Below are 24602 nucleotides of genomic sequence, written 5' to 3' on the forward strand. Positions count from 1 at the left end.
ACGGATGTTATCCATAAACTTGCTCTTGCATAGATCTTTATTTCTCTTGGGCCGTTGAAACAATTAACATGGTTTGAAGGTAATAATCTACACGTGAGTGATTATTGTCCTTATGTGAGTTATGCGCATTAAAGGCGGCGTCATGAAGTTTTACGACTCGAGCGATCGGATTCGAACTACAACGAATTAAATATTCCTCGCGTGTTTCACTTTCCCGTTTTGTTAATGCATCAACGGCATCGCGGACTTCTTTTCCAAATAAGCTTTCGATTTTGTCTAGCGTAAGAGGCGTGTCTTCAACGCTATCGTGTAGAAGGGCTGTAATAATATAAACTTCTGAAAATTGATGCTCAATTAATGAATTGACCACACCTTTAATATGGTAATCAAAGTAATCATGAGGACCATACTTTTGTCCTTGATGCGATTCTTTTGACAATTTCTCTGCGAGTTTAACTTGATTTTGAGTCATTTTTTGCTCTTGTTACTTTAAGTATATGACACGGTCTAATTTGTGAGATGAGTCGCTTAAATCACAAGTTTATACTGAATAGCCACTCATAAAAACTCCATTTAATAACAGTAGTTACTCATTTTTGTTTATTCATTTTGGTTGAGATAGGACAATTCAGACCTTAAGTTTTCAAAATTTTAAACTTTAACTTAATGATATAAAAGTAGATTGTAAATAATACTTAAGAATTTCCTTAATTATGTAATTAAATGAAAAATAATAATTATTTAAATATTTTCTAGCCAATTTCACATTGACACTTCAAATATTGGAGATTACCATTTGCGGGCTGGCCTACATTGCCAGTCGGTTGTCGCAGACCGTTCTTCAAGAGCATTAAAAGATTATTCTTTTAGTGTGTATACCCTCGTGCCCCCTCTATGGCGGAACGGAGGGGGACACCTTCGGGTGTGCTGGGTCTTGAAGCCAGTCTGCGAACCCCTTTCGTTCTGCCACCATAATTCTAATGTCTTGGCAGAACTCCATATATAAGGAGTTGGCTTTGCACATTCATCATTTCTTGGCTGCCTTTGCCAAAAGCTATAACAACACAGCTTAAAACATTTAACGTAGCTTGATCGCCGTAAGGCTTTTAGGCTTTAACTCGTTATTACTTAAAACTTAGCAACAACTAAAACTTGAGATGTGCTGCGCACAGTCTTACGGCTTTGCTATGCCTTTTTTTCTCCCAAAAGGCAGCGGCTTTTATATCTCATTTATATACAACAATAATTTTTTATAACGGTAAAAATATGCCACATATCGATCTCCCATTTCGTGCTTTAAGCGTGCTTCACACTTCAAGGTTTTTATTTAATAAATATGGTTTTCATAAAGTCGGCGTAGACCGAATTGTTGAGTCGGCAAACATTCCAAAAGCCACGTTTTATAACTACTTTCACTCAAAAGAGCGTCTTATTGAAATGAGCTTAACTTTTCAAAAAGATGGGCTTAAACATGCGGTCATTTCAATTATCTATGTTGAAAAACACTTAACCGTGATTGAAAAGCTCCGCAAGATTTACTTCTTACATGCTGACTTAGACGGGCTTTACCATTTGCCGTTTAAAGCCATTTTTGAAATTGCGAAGACCCATCCAAAGGCATATCAGCTTGTAATTGACTACCGAAACTGGCTCATTAATGAAATCTATAAGTTACTTTTAACCACCAACGAAAATGCTTCAAAACAAGATGCCCACATGTTTTTGTTTGTGATTGATGGAGCAATGGTTCAGCTTTTAGATCCGAACAAACCAGATGAACGGGAGAGATTACTTGAGTATTTTTTGTTGCGGTTTGGGTGAGTTCCATCTAAGACCAAAGTCAAGTAGCTGTCTTATTTGTTATTGAATTATATTATGTTTATTAATATATCTATAAATTATAGTATTTGTAGCTGTACTTAATAATAGTTAGAAACATTGATCTGCATAACAATGTTACTCAGATTAAAGTTTGTGTAACTAACTTAATATAAATGAAGGTAAAACTTCAAAATGACTTTAAGAGAATAATATGTCTGAAAATCGAATTAAATCAGCTCTATTTTTAGATGGCTGGAATTACGAATCGGGTAACAAAGATAATTTACGCAGAAATGCTATAAGTATTATTGCTAAAGAATTTGATATTTCAATGAAAGATAAAATTTTTTGCCCAATATGTTCTACTCCCTTAACTAGAAAGCCTTTAGTAGAAGATTTTTTTACAAATGGTAGAGAAGCTTTTTTTTCACACTTACCTTCTTATCGTGAAGTTGACTGTAGATTAAGAGTGCCTAAACCAGAAGGTCAATTATACGAAACAGAAGAAGAAGCAAGGGAAGCAATTGAAAATAAGCAATTGGCTATTATCCATAAGTTTAAATCAGAGCCTCCAGTAGAAAATGATTCTGAATCAGAAGAATATGATCAAACAGCAGTAGAAGATGAGGATGGTCCAGTATCTGCTATTCCAATCGCAAGACACACGGGTGAAACATTAAATTTACCGACTAAAATTACTACAGTAGCAGGTATTTGTAGAAAATTTGATGAAAATTACTATAAATACTTTTATATGCCAAATTCAAATGTAGCAATTCTACTAAATGAATTACTTCATAACGTTGAAGATGTTATTGAAGAAGATGATGAACCCAAATTATATTTTGGTGTGATTAGAAGCTCACATGTAGCCGGTGCTGGTTCAGATAGTAATGTAAGGATGACAAGATTAGTTTCTAATCCAGCAATTAAAGATTTTTATCTTAAAGACTTAAATGGAGTTCAAAAGAAACACGGAATTAATGATAATTCTGCAGGTCGAATTGTTCTCTTTTGGGGGAAAATTACGGTCAATGGTATCGGCCTTTGTGTTGAAAATCTTGAGTGGGGTGAATATGGTCTATTACCCGAGAAATATAATTCAATACTATTAAATTAATCGTAAAAAGAGCCCGCTCTTGAAAAGTGGGCTTTTGAGCTGCTAAATAAAATTAATAAACTTTAAAAAAATCAAATATAATTATTAAAATATTTACACAGTTATAAAACAGAATAGCATGATGTTTGACAAAGAAAATTTTGAATTCAGTGAGATTAACTCTGCTTTATCTCATTTAACACCAGAAGAAATAACGAACTTAGTTAATGATTACTACAGTGGTATAAAAGTAAGTGAGCTTATCCAGCACTATAATATAGCTGTCCTCAGCTCTAAGCTTGTTTCATTATTTCCGCCAGTAAAGATAAATAGCGAATGCGAGTTTTGTAATCTTCCAATGATTACAAAGCTTAATTCTAAGAGCTCCTATGAACAGTTGAGTCGAAAAGATATTATTTGTCCCAAATGCCAACATCAACAAAATCGAGCCTGTACATGTCTCAAATGTAGAGAAAAAGTAAAGCTTGAAGAGTTGGAAAAGAAACGCAAGCAAGAAAGTTTAAATAATAAAAAAATTACTTACTTAGAACAGCTACAAAAAATTCCTTCTATAAGTGAAGAAGAATTATCTTTAATTGATAAAATTTACTTAGCAAGCCTATTAAGGGAGTGCTTGCATGAAGATGCTGAATATATTGAAGAAGTTAATCAAAAAGGTATAGCTATTACTCCTTATCTTGAGTTTACCTCTGAGCTTTTGCAACACTTACTATCTAGAAGGTTCATTATTCCATATTTAATAAATGATCTTGATCAATTTCAAGAGGAAGAAGATGGATCAATAACTTATTTTATTTATTATATTAAATATAAAATTAATATTCAGTCTAAGGATGGAAATTATCAAATGATGCTTCATCGTTTGATGTATCCGAGATCAGATGAATTTTTAGAAGATTCTATTTTTTGCTATGAGTTTTGGAAAAAAATTGCATTTTATGAAAGTATGCAATATTTAATGTTTAAAATGGAAAGTGTACGTTATGATTTTTCTCCAGGTACTAAAACATATACTGTCTTTCAGAACTTGGTTAACAATTTTTCCGTAGGTCAAATTTACAATATTATCTATAGAGCAATTGCAAACAGTACAGAGCAATATCAATCAGGAAAAATCACTAAAATCCATGCTCAAAATATGGTTATCTCATCTTGTGAAGGGCAAGGCGAAAGAGCAATTGCTAATAACTGGGATCTTAAAAACTACGCAAGAGTTAAAGAGTTACCTCAGTCACAAATAAGCAAAATCTTCTTTGACTCGATACTTCAGATTTCATATCTTGGATTTTCGGAGAAACCAACACGCCGTTTATAGTTAAATAACTAATATTTGATGACTAATTTTTTATTAAAAGATTTAACTTTATAAACTTTAGTCATCATATTATTGGTGATTTTAATGAAATATCATTCGTGAACAGGATTTTTAGGGAAAAATTCATTCCATGCTTCTTGATCTACAGGGTAATCTGCATCAAATTTTTTCCATCTATCTAGACCTACTACATATACATTTCTATCCTTTGATTCAAGAATCGAAAGCAAAACCCATCCTTGGTTCAATAGTAAATTAACTTCTTGAATGTTATCAACTTCTTTTAATTCTTTAATATTGTTTAAGCTCATTTTATAACTCTCAAATAATGAGTGGATCATTATAATTTTATTTATTAGATTAATGCCAACAGAAATATTTTTTTGCAGAAATGAATAAGCTATTGAAAAATTTAGAATCTAAATAGTGTAGATTACCAAGTATTTTAGCTAATTTACGTTCAATTAAAGCTAACTTTATGATTAATTATTAAATTTTTCATAGATGATTATTAACTTAATAAACAAAATAAGTTTAAAATGCATTTTTAGACCGTAGATCATTTTGACATCTTTTTTAATATTTTAAATTGAGTTAGTTAGGAATAAAGATGCCAACAGTTATTGTAGAAAATGATATTTCCCAATGGGATGATTTAACCGGTGAGGTTTATCATTTTCCTAAAAGATATAAGGACTTACTCTTAACTGGTGAAAAAGTTATTTATTACAAAGGCAGGATGAAAGATAAAAATTTTGAACCTCGTCGACTAAGTAAGTTTCCTCATTACTTTGGGATCGCTGAGGTAGGAGATGTTATTTCTATCAATAACGACAAAGAACTCTTAGCGGAAATTATTAATTTTAGACCTTTTATTCAAGCTGTTGATTTTCAAATAAACAATGAATATTTAGAAAAAATTCCTAAAAATAAGGAAAAGAATTATTGGAGAGATGGTGTACGAAAGATTGATGATGATACTTACAATGCAATTAAAAACCTGGCGAATTTAGGACCTATTTCAGAAACAAAAACACTATTATCTAATGAGGATAGCCAAAGTTTTGAATCTGGGGTAGAAGGCAAACCAACTCTACAAATTACTACTAAGTATGAAAGAGATCAAAAGCTTAGAAAACAAGCAATTTTAATTCATGGTTATACGTGTGTTGCATGTGGCTTTAATTTTGAAGAGTTTTATGGTGAGTATGCGAAAGGATTTATTCATATCCATCATATAGAGCCGCTTTTTTCAGTAGGCGAAAAAGTAGTAAATCCTGAGACAGATCTAGTCCCATTATGCGCAAACTGTCATGCAGTTATTCATAGAAGAAGAGATAAAACATTAACAGTCGATGATCTACAAAAAATGATTAACAGGAATGTAATGTAGTATAGGCTGATGAATAACTAGATCATTTACAATCAATCTAATAAAGCATATCTGTTTGGAAAGTTCCCCGATTAAGAAACTTTCCAATATATGACTTATAGATGTTTTTGAAAGAACGGAATAATTTTTTCTAAAGCTTGAGCAACAGGTTCAGGTTGATCATATAAGTCATAATGGCTTGCATCTTTAACCACAAAAAGGTTTTTATCTTTAGAAGCGGCTTTGCTAAATAGTTCATAACCATCACGATAAGAACCGAAGCCGCCCGGAATTTCACCAATCACAATTTGTAATGGTTGGGTGAGTAGGTGCTCTGCCAAATGAAATGCATCGAACCCAACTGCAGCGGCTAAGCTTGAAAAGCGAAGTTTATTTGGTGAACCTTCTGCGTGACCACGCGGGGTTTTGTAGTAATCAATCGCTTCTTTAATATCAATATCATTGATTCCAGCTTGTTCACGCTCTTGTTGTGAGTTTGGAATGTACTGGGTAATAAAGGGTTCAGCACCACGCGCTTCGGCAGTTCGCTGTGCAGCAATGGCTTCTAAAGTTTTAATGGCTGCATCAGGTGTTTGATCGCCTTCACGCATGAGACGACCATAATTTGCGCCTACAACAGTCGCCACCGCTTTAAAACGGCGTTCAGTCATAGCCGCATTGACAGCATAACCACCGCCACCACATACACCTAATACACCAATACGGTTTTCATCGACATAAGCAAGCGTTGTTAAATAGTCGGCCGCGCAGCGGAAATCTTCAACACGTGTTGCAGGGTCTTCAAGAAAGCGCGGTTCACCACCGCTAGCACCTTGATACGATGCATCAAACGCTAAAGTTATAAAACCAGCTTCAGTCAGTTTTTCACCATAGATGCTGCCAGCAGTCTGTTCTTTACAACTACTAATGGGGTGAGCACAAACAATTGCTGCATATTTTTTGTTTTCATCAAAATCTTTTGGAAAACGAATAGTTGCAGAAACATCAATGTTTTTATTTTTGAAGGTTACAGTTTTCATCATCTTATCTCCGAAAGAGAAACTAGGTCGATGAAATCAATATACCCGTAGTGATTTATTATGATAATCCACTATAATTAGATAGCACTTATATTGAATACTTATAAATAATGAAAGAAAATTTAAATGATTTGCATACTTTTATGGTCGTTGCTCAAGAGCGGAGCTTTACCCGTGCAGCCGCAAAACTCAGAACGTCACAGTCAGCCATTAGCCAAACCCTCCGCAATTTAGAAGACCGAATTGGTATAAAACTATTATCACGAACCACAAGAAGCGTAGCGCCTACAGAAGCGGGGGAATATCTACTCAATTTGCTTCAACCTGCAATACAAGAAATAGAACATGGCATAAATCAAATTAGTGCTTTAAAAAATGATCCAGCGGGAACATTGCGTATCAGTGCAGATGAATATGGAATCCAAAGTGTTATATGGCCAGCAGTTGAAAAAGTCATCCAACAATTTCCTAAAGTTTCAGTAGAAATCATCTCTGACTATGGTCTTGTCGATATTGTAGAAGAGCGTTTTGATGCAGGACTTCGAAGAGGCGGTTTGGTTTCTAAAGATATGATCGCTTTACAAGTGAGTGAGCCAATACAAATGCTAACGGTTGCCACCAAAGAATATTTGGTTCGTTATGGTCACCCTAAGCAACCAAAAGATTTAGTTGAACATCAGTGTATTAATTTAAGATTACCCACGCATGGTGAACTCTATCGTTGGCAATTTACTAAACAAGGTAAAACTCAGACAGTTACCGTTAACGCTAAAGTTATTTTTACAACTCTATCTCCAGTGCTTCAAGCAGCAAGAAGTGGTGTAGGAATCGCTTATCTACCTATTGATATGGTTCAACCTTATATTGAAAGTGGTGAGTTAGAAGAAACACTAAAGGACTGGCGACATAGCTATGAACCTTATCACCTGTATTATCCTCATAGACGTGAGCAAGCGCCGTTATTAAATATCTTAATCAATGCGTTAAAGGAAAATTTTAATAAGAGATAATTCTAAGTAAAGGTACTGTTAAGAATAATAATTCTGATATTGATATTTCTAAGTCAGGATTTGAGAGATGCAATTTCTAAGTTCCAATATTTTGGAAGAAAGAGATGTCATGCTAGAGCAGTTTTTTAAACCAAGTAGTTGAATTAAAATAATAATTTAAAAATATGGTGTGATAAGTAGACATAAGCGCTGTGTGATCAACCGAAAAAGTTAATCTTTTGACTTTTGGGGGAGAATATTGTTATTTTATTTTACGCTATACATAAATTGATTATGAATAGCGTAATTAGAATGAAAATAATTGAAAGCGCAACATGGAGAAAGGATGACCATGAGAGAAGTTGCATTAAGTGATTTGATCAATCAGCAGAAAGTTGGACGATATCAGAAATTTATTTTATTCACCTGTTTATTACTAATGATTATGGATGGGTATGACATTCAGTCCATGGCTTACGCAGCCCCAATGATTATAGAAGAATGGGGCGTACATAAAACCATGTTAGGCGTTGTGTTTAGCGCCAGCTTATTTGGTTTGTTTGTCGGATCATTTTTATTAAGTTCTCTTTCTGACCGTTTTGGCCGCCGTCCAATACTACTGATCTCAACCTTTATGTTCTCCATATTGATGCTGGTAACACCACATGTCGGCAGTATTGAGCAATTGACTGCAATCCGCTTTGTTACAGGAATTTTTTTAGGAGGTATCATGCCAAATGTCATGGCTTATAGCTCCGAAATTGTTCCATATAAATCTCGTATTTTCACCATGATGGTCATTTCTTGTGGCTATACGGTGGGGGCAATGTTGGGAGGAGGCATATCAGCCTTATTAGTTCCTTGGGGAGGATGGCAGGCGATTTTCTATTTTGGCGGTATTGTTCCTTTAATTATTTTCTTTATCACGTTCTTTAAGTTGCCAGAGTCTTTATATTTTTTAAGTGAAAATAGCAAAAATACTCCCAAAATTTTGTTTTGGTTAAAGAAATTTTATCCTGCGTTAACATTCAACTCAGAGATGAAAATCATTAATACTACTGAAGTTCAGGTTAAAAAATCACCGCTTGAGTTATTTAAAAATAAGCGCGCGTTTTTTACCTATTCCATCTGGATCATTAGTATTTTAAATATGATTAGCCTCTATTTTCTGGCGAACTGGCTACCAACTTTGGCCAAAGAGTCTGGACTCTCATTAAATCAGGCATTGATGATCGGCTCAACTCTACAATTAGGCGGTACGATTGGTAGTGTTGTAATGGGCCTTAAAATCGATAAGACTGGATTTTATAAAGTATTAATTCCTGTTTTTTTAGTTGCAGTGATGAGTGTTGCTTTAATTGGCTATGCTGTTAGCCATATTGTTTTATTATTTATCATTATTTTCATTGCTGGCTTTGCAATTGTTGGCGGACAACCTGCTATTAATGCGCTGTCTGCGAGTTATTATCCAGTTTCACTTCGTACCACTGGGGTGGGCTGGAGTATTGGAATTGCCCGTTTGGGTTCGGTCATCGGTCCGTTATTTGGTGGCTATCTTTCTCAATTTCTGGTCATTACTCATTTATTTGTGATTGCTGCAATACCTTCGTTGTTCGTTATTATCATGCTGATGATTCAGGCAAAGTATCGAACATAATGCTACCTAAAAGTGAATGAGCGTGAATAGTTGGTTGAGTTTTTTTACTATGATTAGGGATATGAGAGTCTAAAAGACTCTCACATTTAAAACTTGATTGTGCCAAGCTGGTCAATCAAATTACTACAGCTCTAGATATTTTTTCAAATAGTGGCCAGTTAAAGATTTTTCTGCTGAAAGCAAACCCTTAACAGTTCCTGAGAACACTAGTTCACCACCTTTGTCACCCGCCAATGGACCAATATCAATAATCCAGTCGGCTTGACTCATGATGTCTAAGTTATGTTCGATCACAATGACTGTGTTGCCTTTATCAACTAAGTTATTTAATAAACTAATTAATTTTTCAGTATCAGAAGGATGTAGGCCCGTACTCGGCTCATCTAATACAAAAATATTATCTGTTTCATTGATTTGTTTTGTGAGTTTTAATCTTTGACGCTCACCACCCGAAAATGTATTTAAGCGTTGGCCGATTGCAATATAATCTAGCCCCAAGCTGACCAGAGCGTTAAATTGTTGCTGTAAAGTTTGATCTTCAAAAAATTGACTTGCTTCTGCAACCGTCATTTTTAAAATTTCAGCAATATTTTTACCTTTATAAAGATACTTTAATACTTCAGGCGCATATCCTGAGCCATGACAAACATCACATGTCATTTCAACATCATCTAAAAATGCGAGTTCAATCCTTTCGATACCTGCGCCTTTACATTGAGGGCACGCACCTTCGCTATTAAAGCTAAACAGCTTGGCGCTTACTTTATTGGCTTTTGCAAATAGATGGCGAATCGGATCAAGAAGGTCGAGATAGGTCAGTAAATTGGACCGAATGCTGGCAGTAATTGCAGATTGATTAATGACTTTTGTTTCAGGATATTGTTGGGGTAATACTTTACTGATCAATGTGCTTTTTCCTGAACCAGCCACTCCTGTAATCACGGTTAAACAGTTCTTAGGTATGTCGACATCTATATTTTTTAAATTGAATAAATGAGCATTTTTAATTGAAATCCATTCTTTGCCTATACGTGGTGTTTTTTTATAGGTATTTGGCCGTCTAAAAAACTCGCCTGTTAAACCTGATGAATTTTTTAATTCTTCGAAAGTTCCTTGGTAAATAATTTCACCGCCGTTGGTGCCTGAAAGAGGCCCCATATCAATAACATGATCCGCTGTTCTAATCAGATCAGGGTCATGTTCAACCAGTAAAACGCTATTTCCTTTATCTCTAATCTTTTGAATAATTTTAATAATATTATCTAAATCTTTGGGGTGAAGGCCGATGCTTGGTTCATCAAAAATATAGAGTAAGTCAACCAGACTATTGCCCAAATGTTTAACCATTTTGATTCGCTGTGATTCACCTCCTGACAACGTATTGCTCACACGGTTAAGGTTTAAATAGCTAAGTCCAACGAGATTTAAATTAGTCAGTTTATGAATGATTTCATGCAAAACGGTTTCAAATTTTTCACTTTTTATCGATTCGATAAACTCTAAAAGCATTGAAACAGATAGAGCGGTACATTCCGCAATATTTTTACCGTTAATCTTACAGGATAAAGATTTTTGATTAAGCCGTTGTCCCTTACATAGGGAGCATTCTTTGGTGGTAATAATTTGCTCAAGTTTATTTCGATAGCGATTTCTTTCCTGCGCTTCGCCTTTTAAAAAGTTACGTTCAAAGCGGGTCACTAATCCTTCATATAGTGCCGTTTTTCTCCATTTACTTGTTGGGTTTAAAGGCTTGTGCTGAGGAGCATACAAAAACAATTCCCATTCTTTTTCACTATAATCTTTTAATTTTTTATCTAAATCGAAATAACCTGAATCTGCATATCGTGTCCAACGCCATGCTGTAGGTTGATAAGTAGGAAAGTCTATAGCACCTTCTTCATTTAAGGATTTATCTAAATCTAATATTTTATAGATATCAATTGTTTGCTCTAGCCCAATACCTTCGCATTGCGGGCACATGCCATTGGGGTGATTAAAAGAAAAAACGTTGGAATATCCAACAAAAGGTTCACCCATACGTGAAAATAATAAGCGAAGATTGGCATAAATATCTGTAATTGTTGCCACTGTTGAGCGGATGTTACCTGTTAAAGGCTTTTGATTAATAATGACAGGTACATTTAAATTCTCAATTTTATCGACATCAGCGACCCCAAAATGCTGTAAACGATTACGCACAAAACTGTCTTGAGTTTCGTTGATTTGTCTTTGTGCCTCCGCGCCAATCGTTTCAAATACTAAAGAAGACTTCCCTGAACCTGAAACTCCGGTAAAGGCGACAATTTGGTGTTTAGGAATTTTTAATGAAATATTTTTAAGATTATTTTGTCTTGCTCCATAAATATTTATTGTTCTTTTAGTCATGTGTAATCACTTGAAGTTAAAGATTTAGGCTAAAGGTAAAACAAAATTTGTGAAAAGGATGTATATGTTTATTAAGTAAATAGTTTAAATATTAAACTTATATGTCTTTTCTTTGCCTAGCCTAAATCTCTGGTGGTGACATGTCGGTATTTACCATATGGGGTAATGCAGTAAAGAGATATAGAAATGGTCCGAGTTTAAAATGGACTACAACCATGTAGTCCATTGATTATTTACCGCACTAAAAAATGCTTAGCTCTATAAATCCTTTTTAGCTGCAAGCGCTTTGCGGTCAGTTAGACGGTCATAGAATGCTGCTGCTTTGAAACCTGTTTTAAATACGCACCACTGGAGTGGTTCAGGTAGCGTAGAAGGGGTCTTGTGGTATAAGTTTTTCAGAATAGGATTTTCTACTCCTTTAATTTTCTCGGCAAGAAGTTGTCCCATGAGCGACTGAGTCGCAAGCCCATGTCCCGTACAGCCAGCTGCATAGATAATATTTTGATGTGGTCCAGTTGATCCAACCACAGGCAAAAAGTCATAAGCCACGCTAACATATCCACTCCAACAGTGCTTAATACCAAGACCTTTTAAGGTTGGGTGACGTTCACGTAAGGTCTGTGCGAGTGCCGCATAGGCGTCGTGATCTGGTACGTTCGGAGTTTTTGAACCGTAAACATAATTCAACTTCTTAACTGTCAACACCATTGTGTTGTGTGCAGTCAGTCGATGGCTTTCCATCATGAGATGCGGTGTAATAATACCTTCTCGGCCAGGCCAACCCAGAGACTCCAATTGCTTTGGAGTTAATTGTTGGGTCTCAATTGCCGAAACCCGTATCGGAGCAACTTTATCACGCAGCAATCCCAACTGAGGTGTGAAAGCATTTGTGGTTAACACCATGATGGGTGCGCTGGCACTACCGCGAGCGGTTTTGCAGGTAATGATTGATCCTTCGCTATAAGAGAGCAATGGTGTTTTTTCATAAATTTTAACACCTGCCTGAATGGCTGCACGGCGTAAACCACTCACGTATTTACCGGGGTTTAGCGTGCCGCCGCGCTGTTCGCTACCAAACAGAAAAGCTGGTGGAATTCCACGAGCACGCATTTCGGCTTGATCTACAAAGCGAGTATGGGAACCTAATTCTTCACCAACTCTCATACTGCGGCGTAGCCATTTTTCCTGCGAAGGATCTATAACAGCGCGTATAATCCCAGAAGGGTTGTAATCACAATCGATGCCTAACTCGGCTAGACGTTTTTCAACATAGGTCACGCCCTCATCGTAGAAATTGACAAACTGCTTTGCACGTTCAACGCCGAGGCGCTTGGCGAACACTTCGAATTCAATTCCCATACTACCAAGCAGATAACCCGCATTACGGCCGCTGGCACCGAAACCACCGAACTCTTGCTCAAGTACGATGACTTTTGCACCTCGTGCAGTGAGTTCAAGAGCTGTAGACAACCCGGCAAAACCAGCACCAACCACAATGACATCTGCGTTGACCGAACCCACCAACTCAGGTTGAAGGTTGCTAGGCTGTTCTATCCAGCCACCTAAAAGACGAAATGGCATAGATTCAGGGTTGTCACTCATCACTTGTTTATTTGAATAATTCATTCGCTATCCTTCTGTATTATTTTACAGTTCTAGACATCGTCTTTAATCTTTTTAAAAACAATGCCCTTAGTGCGTTTTACTGGCGGGCTGGAATAAAAGATCCAATAGAAACTTTCTGTGCGCGTTCTAAGGCTTCATAGGCGTAATACAACTGAATGATGGCATAGCCCCATGTCACGAAAGCCCAAGTCATGAAAATCATATGAGTATCGTCGCCAGGGATCGGGAAAAAGTCATATACAATGGCTACTGCTAAACTCACTACAGCGGTTATTGTGGTGGCCAATGCATGAAAAAACTCTCCCGCACGTACCAAGCAAACAATGAAATAGAACAGATACATCACAAGAATGCTCCACGTGATGACGTAAAAATACGGACGTATTTCTTGAAAAAAATCTGCTAGAAAAACCACGAAAGTGCCGGCGAATGCCAATACGAACAGCATGACTTCCTTAAAAGCGGACGGTTTGTAATTATGAGTCAATGCCATCAAACCAATTACAGCAATAACCGGCATGCCGAAACTACGCGAGAATGAATCGAGAAACATGGTAATTGAAAAATTAACATTCGAAGCTGTCAGCATGTAAGAGACAAAATTCGTCGCCGAAAATGCAACAATCCACCATTCTAAACCAAGCAAAAAATTCTTTTTCTTAAGAAATTTCGCGCCGTAGATCCAGCCAGCAAGCGCTAGAACGATACAAGCGACCAACCCAAAGATATTTACAATTTCCAAAATGGCAGCATGTGTCATTTCACTGTTCGTTAAGATTTTTGAGGTAGTAGCTTCCGTTTGGCTACCCGCATCAAGGCCAAGAATTTTCATAATATGACTTCCTTGTAATTAATTGACTGTCATGTCAGTAAAATAATATGCTATGATGAATTAGTAAACAATTTTTTATTTATGACGATGATGGAAAACAAAATAGGGCGCCCAAGTAAAGCTCAAGAAAGGTCTTATGAAATTCTTCAAGCTGCTGTTTCAGTTGTGGCGAAAGAAGGGTTAGAAGGAATTACTTTTGCCAAAGTAGCGGAAGCTTCAGGCATGCAACGTACTCTCGTACATCATTATTTTTCGTCACGTTCAGATTTAATGAACGCTTTCATTGAACATTACATTTCAAAAATGGGCACTGAAATTATTCATCGTTTTAGTGGAAAACCATTGAGCGAGCGAATCACCATGATGTTCACACCTGAAGTGTATCGGACTCAAGATGATTTAATAGTTTGGTTTGAGTTGGTGGCTCAAAGTGCGAGAAATCCATTTATCCAGCAAATGCTCCATACACTTTGGACAAAGCACTGGCTTCCAGATTTTGAAAATCAATTGGCACAAGAATATCCAAAAGCGACACCAGAGGCGATTAGCTCAGCGACCTATGTCATTGTTTGTTTATTTGAAGCTTATTGGGCGTTTAGTATTCAAGGCGTCACTGATCAACAGAGACAAAAGCAAATGGAGCAAACGGTATTAATGATTTTAAATGGGCTAAGCTAATTATCCAATTCACAGTACCTATTTCTTATCTTTTAGAAAAACATAAAATTTAAAGGCTAATGACGGGTGCAAATTAGCCTTTAAAAGGTTTATGAAGAATGGGTTATTTATTTAACCCTCCACCCAAGGCTTTATAGATTTCAATTTGATTATTTAATTTGGTTTGTTCGAGAACCAGTAGACCTTGTTGAGCCGCATATGCAGAACGCTGGGCATCCAAAACAGTCAAATAACTATCAATTCCGGCTCTAAAGCGGGCTGTAGAGAGTTTATAAGTGGTATCGGTTGCAGACACTAAACGGCGCTGGGCACTTAAGCGTTCTTCAATATGAGCATGGGCAGCTAAGGCATCGTTAACTTCACGGAAAGAAGCCTGAATCGCTTTTTCATATTCAGAAAGCGCAATTTTTTGGTCAATTTCTGAAACCTTAATATTGGCTTTACGCATTCCCCAATCAAAAATAGGCAGGTCTATGCTAGGGCCAACTGACCATGCAAACCCGCCAGATTTAAATAAATCTTTGAGTTCAGTCGATGCATATCCAGCTGAACCCGTAAGTGTAATGGTCGGAAACATACGAGCTTTTGCCGCACCGATGTTGGCACCCGCTGCACGAAGCTGATATTCAGCGACTTTCAGGTCTGGACGGTTTTGTAGTAAATCGCTACTTAAACCAGTTGAGAAATTCTTTTCTTGAGTAATTGTTTTAACCGACTGAGTTGGAAGCAGGTTTGACGGAATCGCTTGTCCGGCCAAAAGATTTAACAAGTTCTGTGCTTGTGAAACTTGAGTTTTGTAGTTTGCGACATCATTACGTGCTGTTTCGACCGAAATTTGGGCTTGGCGTAAAGGTATTTCGCTATCAATCCCGACATTAAAACGCTTTTGATTCAGATTGTACGAATCAAGTTGAGCTTTTAAAGTTTGCTGCGCAAGATTTAAGTTTGCTGTAGCAAAAGAATAATTTAACCAAGCTTGTGCAACTTGGCTCACCAAACTAATTTGAGTTGAGTCTTTAGCACTTTGTGTTGCTAAGTAATTATTTAATGCTGCATCTTTGAGACTTTGAACGCGTCCCCAAAAATCAAGTTCATACGCCGTTACTCCTAAACCCACCTGAAACGTAGAGTAAGGGTTGTTAGGGTTTACCGAAGGGTTAACTTGCCTAATGGCATTTGCTGTCGCACCAATCGTCGGAAGTTGGTCGTATTTGGTAATTTGGTATTGCTGCTGGGCACGCTCAATATTTAACGCTGCTGTACGTAAGTCGCGATTATTATTCAAACTTATTTCAATAACTTCTAATAAACGAGGATCGGAAAAAAAGGCTTTATATCCTTGTTCAGCAATTGAAGGACCTGCATAAGTTTCGGTGAAATTTTGTGGAATATTAGACTTAGCAGTGGGTTGAGGTGATTGCATGCTTATACATGCAGTTAACGTAATCGAGAGGGTGGAAATCATAAATCCACGAGATAAAACAGCCGACTTAGACATGCTTTTCTCCAAATAATAAAATAAATTTAGGCATAAGAGGAGCAAGGGAAACAGGTTAATTTCCCTTGCTTTATTTCATTTAAGATTTAACTTTCTGTTTGGAAGAAAACAGTTTTTCGGCTGCGCCTAGTACAAAGATGAAGAATACCGGTACAAAGAAAATTGCTAGGATGGTTGCTGAAATCATGCCGCCAAACACACCAGTTCCGAGCGCATGTTGTGTTTCAGAACTAGCCCCTGATGCAATCACTAAAGGCACCACACCACAAGTAAAGGCAAGAGAAGTCATCAGAATAGGACGTAAGCGGAGTTTGGCTGCGGCAACAGTAGCTTCAACTAAACTCATTCCTTCTTCTTTGAGCATCTTGGCGAATTCAACAATCAAAATCGCATTCTTGGCGGAAAGACCGATAATCGTAATTAGGCCAATTTTGAAAAACACATCGTTCATCAGCCCTTTGGTCATAATGGCAATGATCGCTCCAAAAATACCTAATGGCACAACCAGCATAACCGATAGCGGAATTGACCAGCTTTCATAAAGAGCTGCAAGTACGAGGAATACAACGAGCATCGACAAACCAAGCAAGAATGCCATTTGTGATTCTGATTGTTTCTCTTGAAGAGAAATACCAGTCCATTCATAGCCAATTCCTTTTGGTAATTTTGCGATGAGTTGTTCCATTTCACGCATTGCATCACCAGATGAAGTATCGAAGTTAGGAATACCCGCAATACTCAAAGATGGACGTCCGTTGTAGCGGTTGTATTGTTGTGGTGCTTTGTTCCATTGAGGTGTCACAACTTCCGATAAAGAAACCAATTGGCCACTTGCACCCATCACTTTAAGATTCAAAATATCTTGCAATTTCATACGTGATTTTGCTTCAACTTGCACAATCACTTGCTGCATACGACCTTGGTTTGGAAAGTCATTGATATACATTGAACCCATTGACGTTGAGATGATGTCTGACACGTCGACAAATTTAACACCGAGTGCATTTAATTTATGTCGGTCAATTTTTAAAGAAATATTGTCTCCTTGAGGTAAACCCTCATTCCAAACCATATAAAACTTCTGGTTTTTGGCTGCCATTGCCATTAATTGATCTTGGGCAGCAAGTAGTGCAGGCATACCTAAGTTCGCCCGATCTTGTAATCGAAGACTAAAACCAGAGAACGTGCCTAACTCATCAATGGCTGGAGGTAGAACGGCCATAGATGAACCTTCTTTACTATGTGCCATTGTTTCATTGACAGCGCTGGTGATTTCGCTTGCCGATGAAGTACGCTCTTTAAAATCTTTGAGTGTGGTAAAAGCCATCCCCACGTTTTGGCCTGCGCCACTAAAGCCCCAGCCCATAATCGTGGTATTGCTTTTCACGTTCGGGTTGTCTTTTAAACTGTTTTCAAACTCATTCACCACACCTCGTGTTCTTTCAGCTGTAGCATCGGAAGGCAACTGGAAGGTGGTAAGAAACCAGCCCTGATCTTCTTCTGGCATAAAAGCTGTTGGCCAGTATTTCATGCCTGCAAAGGTGAGACCTGTAATGACTATAAAGATCGCCATCATTGGAATACTATGCTTGATCACTTTCAGTAAGATTAACTCATACTTTTTAGTGACTTTGTCAAAGCTACGATCAAACCAAGCAAAGAAACCTTTCTTTTGATGATGCCCATCAATCGGTTTTAAAATGGTGGCACACAGCGCCGGAGTCAAGATCAATGCCAATAATGCCGAGAACAGAATAGACACCGACATGGTTAAGGTAAATTGTTGATAAATAATGCCAACTGAGCCACTGGCAAAAGCCATTGGTAAAAATACGGCTGCAAGTACCAAGGTAATCCCAATAATTGGACTGGTGATTTCTTTCATGGCCTTGGACGTTGCTTCTTTTGGATGTAGACCTTCAGTTGCCATAATCCTTTCGACATTCTCTACGACCACAATGGCATCATCGACAATAATACCGATGGCGAGCACCATACCAAACATGGTGAGCACATTAATCGAGAACCCTGCAAGCAACATCACAGAGAATGTTCCTAGCAATGCAATAGGGGCAACAATTGCCGGAATAAGCGTATAACGGACATTATGAAGAAACAGGTACATCACAATGAAAACTAAAACCATGGCTTCAAGTAATGTGTGAATTACCTTTTCAATCGATATTTTGACAAATGGAGCAGTATCGTAAGGGATACTAAATTGCATGCCTTCAGGTAAATTGACTTTTAATTCTTCAATTTTGGCTCTGACACCTTCAGCCGTTTTTACAGCATTTGCGCCAGGACTAAGTTGGATTGCTGCCGCCGTTGCAGGTTTACCATTTTCTAAAATAGCAAAGTTATAGGCTTGTGAACCCATCTCCACATTGGCAACATCAGATAGTTTAATGACACTACCACTGGTTTTACTCTTGAGACTAATATTTTTAAATTGTTCAACATCACCCAATTGACCTTCGGCAGATAAAGGAATCGAGATCAATTGTCCTTTGACAGCAGGTAGGTCACCGAGTCGACCTGGTGCAATCTCGACATTATTTTCGCGAATCGCATTATTGACATCACTAATCGACAGGCCATAAGACACCAGTTTATTTGGGTCAACCCAAATGCGCATGGCTTTTTCAGCACCGAAAGATTGAACTTTACCTACACCTTCAACACGTTTTAATTCTTCGACAACGTTACGGACTAAATAATCACTTAGCTCAACTTCAGAATATTGTCCATTCGGTGAGTTGATTCCGACTAGCATCAAGAAGCCTGATGAAGAGGCTTCAACCTGTAAACCTTGTTGGCGGACCACTTGAGGTAGACGTGCTTCAACAGCCTTGATCTTGTTTTGTACATCCACCTGTGCCATTTCAACATCTGTGCCCGGTTTAAAGGTCGCCGATATTTGAGCCGTACCCGAGGTGTCTGTGGTTGCGCTGTAATAAAGTAAATTTTTAACGCCAGATAGTTCTCTTTCAATCAGAGTAACGACACTATCGTTAATCGTTTTGGGGGTCGCACCTGGGTAGACAGCACTAATGGTGACTTGTGGAGGCGCAACACTAGGGAAGCGTGCTATAGGAAGTTTGGGAATACTGAGTAATCCAAACAAAATAATGAAAATCGCAATCACCCATGCAAACACGGGGCGACGAATGAAAAATTGTGACATCATCATTGAGCTCCTTGAGTAATGGGTGCTTTCCACTTACTTATTTCAAGCTTTTGATTCGGTTGAATACGATCAATTCCTTCAACGATGACTTTGTCACCTACTTTGAGTCCTTTATTCACTAAGTAGAACTGTTCATATTGTTGTCCAAGCTCGATCGGACGAACCTCTGCCAAACCTTTAGCATTAATGACATAAACCTGTGGGACACCATTGTTATTACGCTGGATTGCTTGGGCAGGTACAAGGAGGGCTTGAGGTACGGATGCTCGGTCAATATTGACACGTACATACATTCCAGGAAGCAATTTACGTTCAGGGTTATTCACCACGATACGAATGGTGACATCACCTGTTTCCGGATCTACATTAATATCTTCAAACAGCATTTTTGCGCTGACGTTGTAGAATTGGCCATGGCTATTAGCAATACGAACAGTTTTATCGCTATTGGCAGATAATTCACCGTTTTGTAATGCAGTTTGTAAGCGCTCGTATTCACCAATAGATTGCTTTACATCAACATAAACTTTGTCAATCTGTTGTATGGTCGCCAAATTCTTCGTATCACCTTGGCTGACTAAAGCACCTTCAGTCACAAATGATTGCCCAATACGACCAGAGATGGGCGCACGTACTGTTGCGTATTGCAGATTCAGGTTTTGACGGGTGAGTAGAGCTTTCATTTGTGCGACATCAGCTAAAGCTTGGCGATATTCAGCCTGAGCATTACTGACTTCTTGTTTACTAATCGCATTACTTGGTAACAGTTGTTCATAGCGTTCCAACTGGACCTTTAAACGTGCGACTTCAGCTTCGGCTTTATTGAGAGAAGCCTTGTTGCTATTTACATCAGCCTGAAAAGTTTCAGCATTAATTTTGTATAAGGCTTGCCCAGCTTTTACTTCACTACCTTGAGTAAATAATACTTTTTCAATAATACCGCCGACTTGCGGACGAATTTCAGCAGTACGGAAGGCTTGAACGCGAGCTGGAAGGTTCTCGCTAAAATTAACGGATTGTGGCTGGAGACTTAATACACTGACTTTCGCCGGTGGGACTTCTGGTTGTTTAGCCTCTTCGGAACTACAACCTTGGATGATTAGCCCAATAGATAAAAATAAGGGAAGTAAGAGCTGCTTTTGCATGCTGTCTAAACCTTGGGAGTTTTTGATGCTGCTATTATTTTTGTGCTCTGTGTAACGACCATCACTGAAGTGTGGAAAAAGTGTGGAGATCTGCAGATAAATTAGCGTATCATTTAAAATGATTGTAATTATTCGATGATTGATTCATGTTCGAAGCTTCATTTTCTTTTGATTGCCGTGATAAACAAATTCTTGTTGTAGAAGATGAATACGATATTGGGGACATTATTGAACAATATTTAAAACGTGAAGGCATGCGAGTTATTCGGGCAATGAATGGTAAGCAGGCAATCGAAATTCATGCATCACAACCCATTGATTTAATTTTACTTGATATTAAATTACCTGAACTCAATGGTTGGGAAGTGCTCAGTAAAATTCGTCAAAAAGCACAAACGCCTGTCATTATGCTGACCGCATTAGATCAGGATATTGATAAAGTGATGGCCTTACGAATCGGTGCAGATGATTTTGTAGTCAAGCCATTTAACCCGAATGAAGTGGTTGCACGTGTGCAGGCTGTTTTAAGAAGAACCCATCAAAACAAACAGACGGCGACCAAAAATCTGCATTATAAAAATATTGAAATTAATACCGAGATTCATAGTGTTTATATCAATCAGATGGACAGGAAAATCTTACTCAACCTGACGTTAACTGAATATAAAATACTACTCTTAATGATTAATCAGCCGCACAGAGTATTTACTCGAGGTGAGTTAATGAATCAATGCTTGCCCGATAGTGATGCTTTAGAAAGAACGGTTGATAGCCATGTCAGTAAGTTAAGAAAAAAACTAGAAGAGTACGGGCTTGCACACATGCTTATTAATGTCCGCGGTGTCGGATATAGATTAGATCATCCCCAACGATAATAGGATTAGATAGAAAAAATCCAACATGCTAAAAGTTGAGAAAAGACAATGAAAAATAAATTAGGGATTAATAAGCAATTTTTTATTGCTTTTAGTATGGTGAATTTGAGCATCACTTTATTGTCTGTATTTCTAGGATATTTTGTCTATAACTATGCAATTGAAAGTGGATGGATTGCAGTAAGTTCCTTGGAAGGAGACTGGACAGATTTTCACTTTATTGACTGGATTTGGCTAGGTACAGTTATTTTATGTGGTTCAATTATTTCTTTAATCATTGGAATGCAGTTAGCAAAAAGATTTATTGTGCCCATCAATTCATTGGCAGATGCCGCGAATAAAATTAGTGAGGGTGATTTGTCTGCTCGAGCAAATGATCAAAAAGTCCATTCCACAGAGATTTATACATTAATTTTAAATTTTAATGATATGGCTCAAAAGCTTGAAAGTTCTGTACAAAATGCACAAGTATGGAATGCAGCTATTGCCCACGAATTAAGGACTCCAATCACAATTTTACAAGGCAGATTACAGGGCATTGTAGATGGGGTTTTTAATGCTGAGCCTGAACTCATCCGAAGTTTGTTGAATCAAGTAGAAGGGCTGTCACATTTAGTAGAAGACTTGAGGACATTGAGTTTATTTGAAAATAAACAGCTTAAGTTAAATATTGAGTCAGTTGATTTTTTGAGATGTGTTGAAAAAGTAATACGGATGTTTGATGAAAAACTTAGACAATCAAATTTTACTATAAATTACGACATTTCTAATGAGCTGGTATCTTGCGATGCAAGACGTATGGAGCAAGTCTTAATCGCGTTGATCGATAATGCAATTAGATACTCTAATCCTGGAGTTTTAAAAATTAAGTCATCAGTTGAACGAGGGCAATGGATATTAGAAATAGTCGATGAAGGGCCGGGAATTCCCGTTGAATATCAAAAAGAATTATTTAATCCTTTTTATAGGGTGGAGCAGTCCAGAAATAAAGCTTTAGGAGGAACAGGGTTAGGTTTGGCAGTTGTGCAAGCCATTGTTTTAGCTCACTCGGGCACAATTAGATATGAAAATCGCAGTTCAAATAGTGCTTTTATTATTCAAATAAAAACAAATGCTTAATCTAAAATATTTATCAAATTTAATAAAAAAGAGAAATCTCAATTCATGCAGATTTCTCTTTTTTGATATTTAGCGTGGTAAGAATTAAATGATTCCAGACGTTTTAAAGTTTTGAACATTTAACATATCTATTGGATTCATCATTTTACCGTCGTGTTCAACAAATCCAACAAATGTTGTGCTCATATTCCAGCCTAGTAAGCCTTTTAGCTCATCTGGAAAGTTTTTAACTGTTTCAGATGATAGAGATAAATAATGGTTTTCTTCTTGACGAAGGAAACCGAGATCATACGACATTGTTAAACCGATACGCGGTTCTTGACTTACATTCGCTCCACCGCCATGGTAGGTAGAACCAATCCATATTAAAGCATCTCCAGCCTTCATTTCGGCCGCTATCGTTTCATCTTCTTTAGGTACTCTTTGGTCATCCCATAAATGACTTGCAGGGATAACACGTGTAGCACCATTTTCTTCAGTAAAATCAGTCACGGCAAACATGATTTGTACTCTAGCTTCACGCCCATAAACTGGATGTCGCCACATCCATACAGTATCGTCACGATGTAAAGGTTGAGCTTTTTGACCGGGCCAAATTTGAATTGCTTGTGTCACACCCACTTGGATGTCTGGACACAATTCAATTTTATTTTCACCACTCCAAGCATGTAGAGGAGTTTGAAGAATCGCTTTTGCAGTGTCTAAAAATACTGGGTTCATGGCAACTAACGGCATTTGCGGCAAGCGGGCAAATAAACGACTCATTCGGCGGGTCTTAGTACCTGCAAAATAATCATCTTCTCCGTCAGGAATTAATTCTAATTGCTTTGAGAGTGCCTCATAAATATCTTTGGTAATTTCATCATTTAAAAAATTTTCAATGATGACCCCACCATCTCTTTTAATAATCGAAACGATCTCATCGATTTGTGTATCTTTGCTTAATTTAACGAGTGACATAAGATTTCCTTATCCTTTCTGATTAAGAATATTTCAAATAAATTTATTAGCTTTTAGGCCTATTTGTTTTAGGGGCAAATAACTGCTTTAAAAATTCAATTTGGTCATTTAGTATCTTGCCGTGCCAAGATTCTGTATAGAAATCAAAATGATCAATAGGGTATTCCAATAGTTTAGAAGGCCCTTGAATTAGGCTTGCCGTTTTTCGAGCTGGGTTAGGTGGCGCAATTTGGTCATTAGAGCCGACTTGTACCAAAGTAGGACACTTAACATTTTTTGCAAAAGTAACTGGTCGGTTGTATGAGACTTCCAGAGCTGCACGAGCACAGACTTCATTACGCCAAGTTGGACCTGCCATTGCGGTATAACTTTCTTCAGCGCCCGGTGTACTAATCATGGCAGCAGTACCAGGTTGTCCAACAATTGGTATGAGATGTGGAGGACGTTGAGCTATGGCATGAATCAAATCTTTGATGCCATGGCCTATAGCCGTCGTGATCTGTTTTATTCCACCATATTGGAAAACTTGTTTTAACGCTGCTAAACCATCTGTAGCAGGGTTCATGGAGATGACGGCTGATATTTTTGGATCTTGTGCAGCAACGACAACGACATGACCACCAGAGTAAGAGGTACCCCATAGTACAATGCGGTTTCGATCAACAAGTGGCAAACTTCGTGCAGCTGCTATCGCTGCATGATAGTCCTCGCGTTGGTTAATATAGGATACATGTTGTCTAGGTAATCCTGCTGACTCACCAAATCCACGATAGTCAAATATAAAAGTATCAAAGCCTGCTTGGCTAAATGGCTCAGCAAAATCTAATAATCCTGTGTCTTTTGTACCACCAAAGCCTGTTGCCATAACAATGCAAGGTCGTCCTCGAGACGTCATAAACTCTTCTGAAGTTGAAGGGATATACCATGCAGAACAGGTAACTCCTTTACTTGTAAATTTAATATTTTCCATCTTATTTTCC

Annotated in this window: 20 protein-coding genes; 9 read left to right on the forward strand and 11 right to left on the reverse strand. The window is 37.6% G+C overall.

What is annotated here, in order from left to right:
* Nucleotides 1-37: 37 nt before the first annotated feature.
* Nucleotides 38-472 (reverse strand): HD domain-containing protein, encoded by a 435-nt coding sequence (locus SOI81_RS08110; protein WP_320541533.1) that lies wholly within the window; start codon nt 470-472, stop codon nt 38-40.
* A gap of 794 nt (nt 473-1266) precedes the next feature.
* Between SOI81_RS08110 and SOI81_RS08115 the strand changes: the two genes are divergently transcribed.
* From SOI81_RS08115 to SOI81_RS08125, 3 genes are all read left to right on the forward strand, one after another.
* Nucleotides 1267-1821: a TetR/AcrR family transcriptional regulator gene (locus SOI81_RS08115; protein ID WP_320541534.1), complete on the forward strand. Its 555-nt coding sequence runs from the start codon at nt 1267-1269 to the stop codon at nt 1819-1821.
* A 211-nt stretch (nt 1822-2032) separates the two neighbouring features.
* Nucleotides 2033-2941 carry a hypothetical protein gene (locus SOI81_RS08120; protein ID WP_320541535.1) on the forward strand — a complete coding sequence of 303 codons (909 nt, stop codon included), beginning with the start codon at nt 2033-2035 and terminating at the stop codon, nt 2939-2941.
* A gap of 118 nt (nt 2942-3059) precedes the next feature.
* A complete protein-coding gene (locus SOI81_RS08125; protein WP_320541536.1) occupies nt 3060-4256 on the forward strand; it encodes a hypothetical protein in 1197 nt (398 codons plus the stop codon).
* 92 nt (nt 4257-4348) lie between these two features.
* Here the strand turns inward: SOI81_RS08125 and SOI81_RS08130 are convergent, their stop codons facing one another.
* Nucleotides 4349-4597, reverse strand: coding sequence for a hypothetical protein (locus tag SOI81_RS08130; protein ID WP_320541537.1), 249 nt, complete (start codon nt 4595-4597; stop codon nt 4349-4351).
* 269 nt (nt 4598-4866) lie between these two features.
* On the opposite strand from SOI81_RS08130, the gene SOI81_RS08135 reads away from it, so the two are divergent.
* Complete coding sequence (locus SOI81_RS08135; RefSeq protein ID WP_320541538.1) at nt 4867-5649, forward strand: HNH endonuclease; 783 nt, start codon at nt 4867-4869, stop codon at nt 5647-5649.
* Between the two features lie 95 nt (nt 5650-5744).
* On the opposite strand, the gene SOI81_RS08140 is transcribed toward SOI81_RS08135, so the two are convergent.
* The gene (locus SOI81_RS08140) at nt 5745-6668 is read right to left on the reverse strand and encodes an alpha/beta hydrolase (RefSeq protein ID WP_320541575.1); all 924 of its coding nucleotides are present in this window, start codon (nt 6666-6668) and stop codon (nt 5745-5747) included.
* A gap of 110 nt (nt 6669-6778) precedes the next feature.
* On the opposite strand from SOI81_RS08140, the gene SOI81_RS08145 reads away from it, so the two are divergent.
* Together SOI81_RS08145 and SOI81_RS08150 are read left to right on the forward strand one after the other, a co-directional pair.
* Nucleotides 6779-7678, forward strand: a complete 900-nt coding sequence (locus SOI81_RS08145; protein ID WP_239976463.1) for a LysR family transcriptional regulator — start codon at nt 6779-6781, stop codon at nt 7676-7678.
* Between the two features lie 331 nt (nt 7679-8009).
* Nucleotides 8010-9314, forward strand: a complete 1305-nt coding sequence (locus SOI81_RS08150) for an MFS transporter (RefSeq protein ID WP_262457826.1) — start codon at nt 8010-8012, stop codon at nt 9312-9314.
* Between the two features lie 123 nt (nt 9315-9437).
* Here SOI81_RS08150 and SOI81_RS08155 read toward each other — a convergent pair whose 3' ends face one another.
* From SOI81_RS08155 to SOI81_RS08165, 3 genes are all read right to left on the reverse strand, one after another.
* Nucleotides 9438-11699, reverse strand: coding sequence for an excinuclease ABC subunit UvrA (locus tag SOI81_RS08155; protein ID WP_320541539.1), 2262 nt, complete (start codon nt 11697-11699; stop codon nt 9438-9440).
* Between the two features lie 258 nt (nt 11700-11957).
* The gene (locus SOI81_RS08160) at nt 11958-13325 is read right to left on the reverse strand and encodes an FAD-binding oxidoreductase (protein ID WP_320541540.1); all 1368 of its coding nucleotides are present in this window, start codon (nt 13323-13325) and stop codon (nt 11958-11960) included.
* A gap of 76 nt (nt 13326-13401) precedes the next feature.
* Nucleotides 13402-14157, reverse strand: coding sequence for a hypothetical protein (locus SOI81_RS08165; protein ID WP_320541541.1), 756 nt, complete (start codon nt 14155-14157; stop codon nt 13402-13404).
* 81 nt (nt 14158-14238) lie between these two features.
* On the opposite strand from SOI81_RS08165, the gene SOI81_RS08170 reads away from it, so the two are divergent.
* A complete protein-coding gene (locus SOI81_RS08170; RefSeq protein WP_320541542.1) occupies nt 14239-14835 on the forward strand; it encodes a TetR/AcrR family transcriptional regulator in 597 nt (198 codons plus the stop codon).
* 103 nt (nt 14836-14938) lie between these two features.
* Here the strand turns inward: SOI81_RS08170 and adeC are convergent, their stop codons facing one another.
* The 3 genes from adeC to SOI81_RS08185 all read right to left on the reverse strand — a co-directional run bounded on the left by adeC (nt 14939) and on the right by SOI81_RS08185 (nt 20668).
* The gene (gene adeC, locus SOI81_RS08175; protein WP_320541543.1) at nt 14939-16333 is read right to left on the reverse strand and encodes an AdeC/AdeK/OprM family multidrug efflux complex outer membrane factor; all 1395 of its coding nucleotides are present in this window, start codon (nt 16331-16333) and stop codon (nt 14939-14941) included.
* Between the two features lie 79 nt (nt 16334-16412).
* Nucleotides 16413-19523 carry an efflux RND transporter permease subunit gene (locus tag SOI81_RS08180; protein WP_320541544.1) on the reverse strand — a complete coding sequence of 1037 codons (3111 nt, stop codon included), beginning with the start codon at nt 19521-19523 and terminating at the stop codon, nt 16413-16415.
* A complete protein-coding gene (locus SOI81_RS08185; protein WP_320541545.1) occupies nt 19523-20668 on the reverse strand; it encodes an AdeA/AdeI family multidrug efflux RND transporter periplasmic adaptor subunit in 1146 nt (381 codons plus the stop codon). The genes SOI81_RS08180 and SOI81_RS08185 overlap by 1 nt, the downstream gene beginning before the upstream one ends.
* 146 nt (nt 20669-20814) lie before the next feature.
* Here SOI81_RS08185 and adeR point away from each other — a divergent pair, with 146 nt between their 5' ends.
* A complete protein-coding gene (gene adeR, locus SOI81_RS08190; RefSeq protein ID WP_320541546.1) occupies nt 20815-21543 on the forward strand; it encodes an efflux system response regulator transcription factor AdeR in 729 nt (242 codons plus the stop codon).
* Nucleotides 21544-21591: 48 nt separating this feature from the next.
* Nucleotides 21592-22662 (forward strand): two-component sensor histidine kinase AdeS, encoded by a 1071-nt coding sequence (gene adeS, locus SOI81_RS08195; protein ID WP_320541547.1) that lies wholly within the window; start codon nt 21592-21594, stop codon nt 22660-22662.
* A gap of 84 nt (nt 22663-22746) precedes the next feature.
* Here the strand turns inward: adeS and SOI81_RS08200 are convergent, their stop codons facing one another.
* Nucleotides 22747-23622, reverse strand: coding sequence for a phytanoyl-CoA dioxygenase family protein (locus tag SOI81_RS08200; protein ID WP_000060616.1), 876 nt, complete (start codon nt 23620-23622; stop codon nt 22747-22749).
* 46 nt (nt 23623-23668) lie between these two features.
* Nucleotides 23669-24592: an alpha/beta hydrolase gene (locus tag SOI81_RS08205; RefSeq protein ID WP_064192618.1), complete on the reverse strand. Its 924-nt coding sequence runs from the start codon at nt 24590-24592 to the stop codon at nt 23669-23671.
* Nucleotides 24593-24602 lie beyond the last annotated feature (10 nt).

The sequence above is a fragment of the Acinetobacter pittii genome, from assembly GCF_034067285.1.
Classification (GTDB): domain Bacteria; phylum Pseudomonadota; class Gammaproteobacteria; order Pseudomonadales; family Moraxellaceae; genus Acinetobacter; species Acinetobacter pittii_E.

Bases quoted from the DNA above. Each gene is read 5' to 3' on its own strand.
- SOI81_RS08110 (WP_320541533.1), bottom strand. From the start codon at position 472: ATGACTCAAAATCAAGTTAAACTCGCAGAGAAATTGTCAAAAGAATCG.
- SOI81_RS08115 (WP_320541534.1), top strand. From the start codon at position 1,267: ATGCCACATATCGATCTCCCATTTCGTGCTTTAAGCGTGCTTCACACT.
- SOI81_RS08120 (WP_320541535.1), top strand. From the start codon at position 2,033: ATGTCTGAAAATCGAATTAAATCAGCTCTATTTTTAGATGGCTGGAAT.
- SOI81_RS08125 (WP_320541536.1), top strand. From the start codon at position 3,060: ATGATGTTTGACAAAGAAAATTTTGAATTCAGTGAGATTAACTCTGCT.
- SOI81_RS08130 (WP_320541537.1), bottom strand. From the start codon at position 4,597: ATGATCCACTCATTATTTGAGAGTTATAAAATGAGCTTAAACAATATT.
- SOI81_RS08135 (WP_320541538.1), top strand. From the start codon at position 4,867: ATGCCAACAGTTATTGTAGAAAATGATATTTCCCAATGGGATGATTTA.
- SOI81_RS08140 (WP_320541575.1), bottom strand. From the start codon at position 6,668: ATGAAAACTGTAACCTTCAAAAATAAAAACATTGATGTTTCTGCAACT.
- SOI81_RS08145 (WP_239976463.1), top strand. From the start codon at position 6,779: ATGAAAGAAAATTTAAATGATTTGCATACTTTTATGGTCGTTGCTCAA.
- SOI81_RS08150 (WP_262457826.1), top strand. From the start codon at position 8,010: ATGAGAGAAGTTGCATTAAGTGATTTGATCAATCAGCAGAAAGTTGGA.
- SOI81_RS08155 (WP_320541539.1), bottom strand. From the start codon at position 11,699: ATGACTAAAAGAACAATAAATATTTATGGAGCAAGACAAAATAATCTT.
- SOI81_RS08160 (WP_320541540.1), bottom strand. From the start codon at position 13,325: ATGAATTATTCAAATAAACAAGTGATGAGTGACAACCCTGAATCTATG.
- SOI81_RS08165 (WP_320541541.1), bottom strand. From the start codon at position 14,157: ATGAAAATTCTTGGCCTTGATGCGGGTAGCCAAACGGAAGCTACTACC.
- SOI81_RS08170 (WP_320541542.1), top strand. From the start codon at position 14,239: ATGACGATGATGGAAAACAAAATAGGGCGCCCAAGTAAAGCTCAAGAA.
- adeC (WP_320541543.1), bottom strand. From the start codon at position 16,333: ATGTCTAAGTCGGCTGTTTTATCTCGTGGATTTATGATTTCCACCCTC.
- SOI81_RS08180 (WP_320541544.1), bottom strand. From the start codon at position 19,523: ATGATGTCACAATTTTTCATTCGTCGCCCCGTGTTTGCATGGGTGATT.
- SOI81_RS08185 (WP_320541545.1), bottom strand. From the start codon at position 20,668: ATGCAAAAGCAGCTCTTACTTCCCTTATTTTTATCTATTGGGCTAATC.
- adeR (WP_320541546.1), top strand. From the start codon at position 20,815: ATGTTCGAAGCTTCATTTTCTTTTGATTGCCGTGATAAACAAATTCTT.
- adeS (WP_320541547.1), top strand. From the start codon at position 21,592: ATGAAAAATAAATTAGGGATTAATAAGCAATTTTTTATTGCTTTTAGT.
- SOI81_RS08200 (WP_000060616.1), bottom strand. From the start codon at position 23,622: ATGTCACTCGTTAAATTAAGCAAAGATACACAAATCGATGAGATCGTT.
- SOI81_RS08205 (WP_064192618.1), bottom strand. From the start codon at position 24,592: ATGGAAAATATTAAATTTACAAGTAAAGGAGTTACCTGTTCTGCATGG.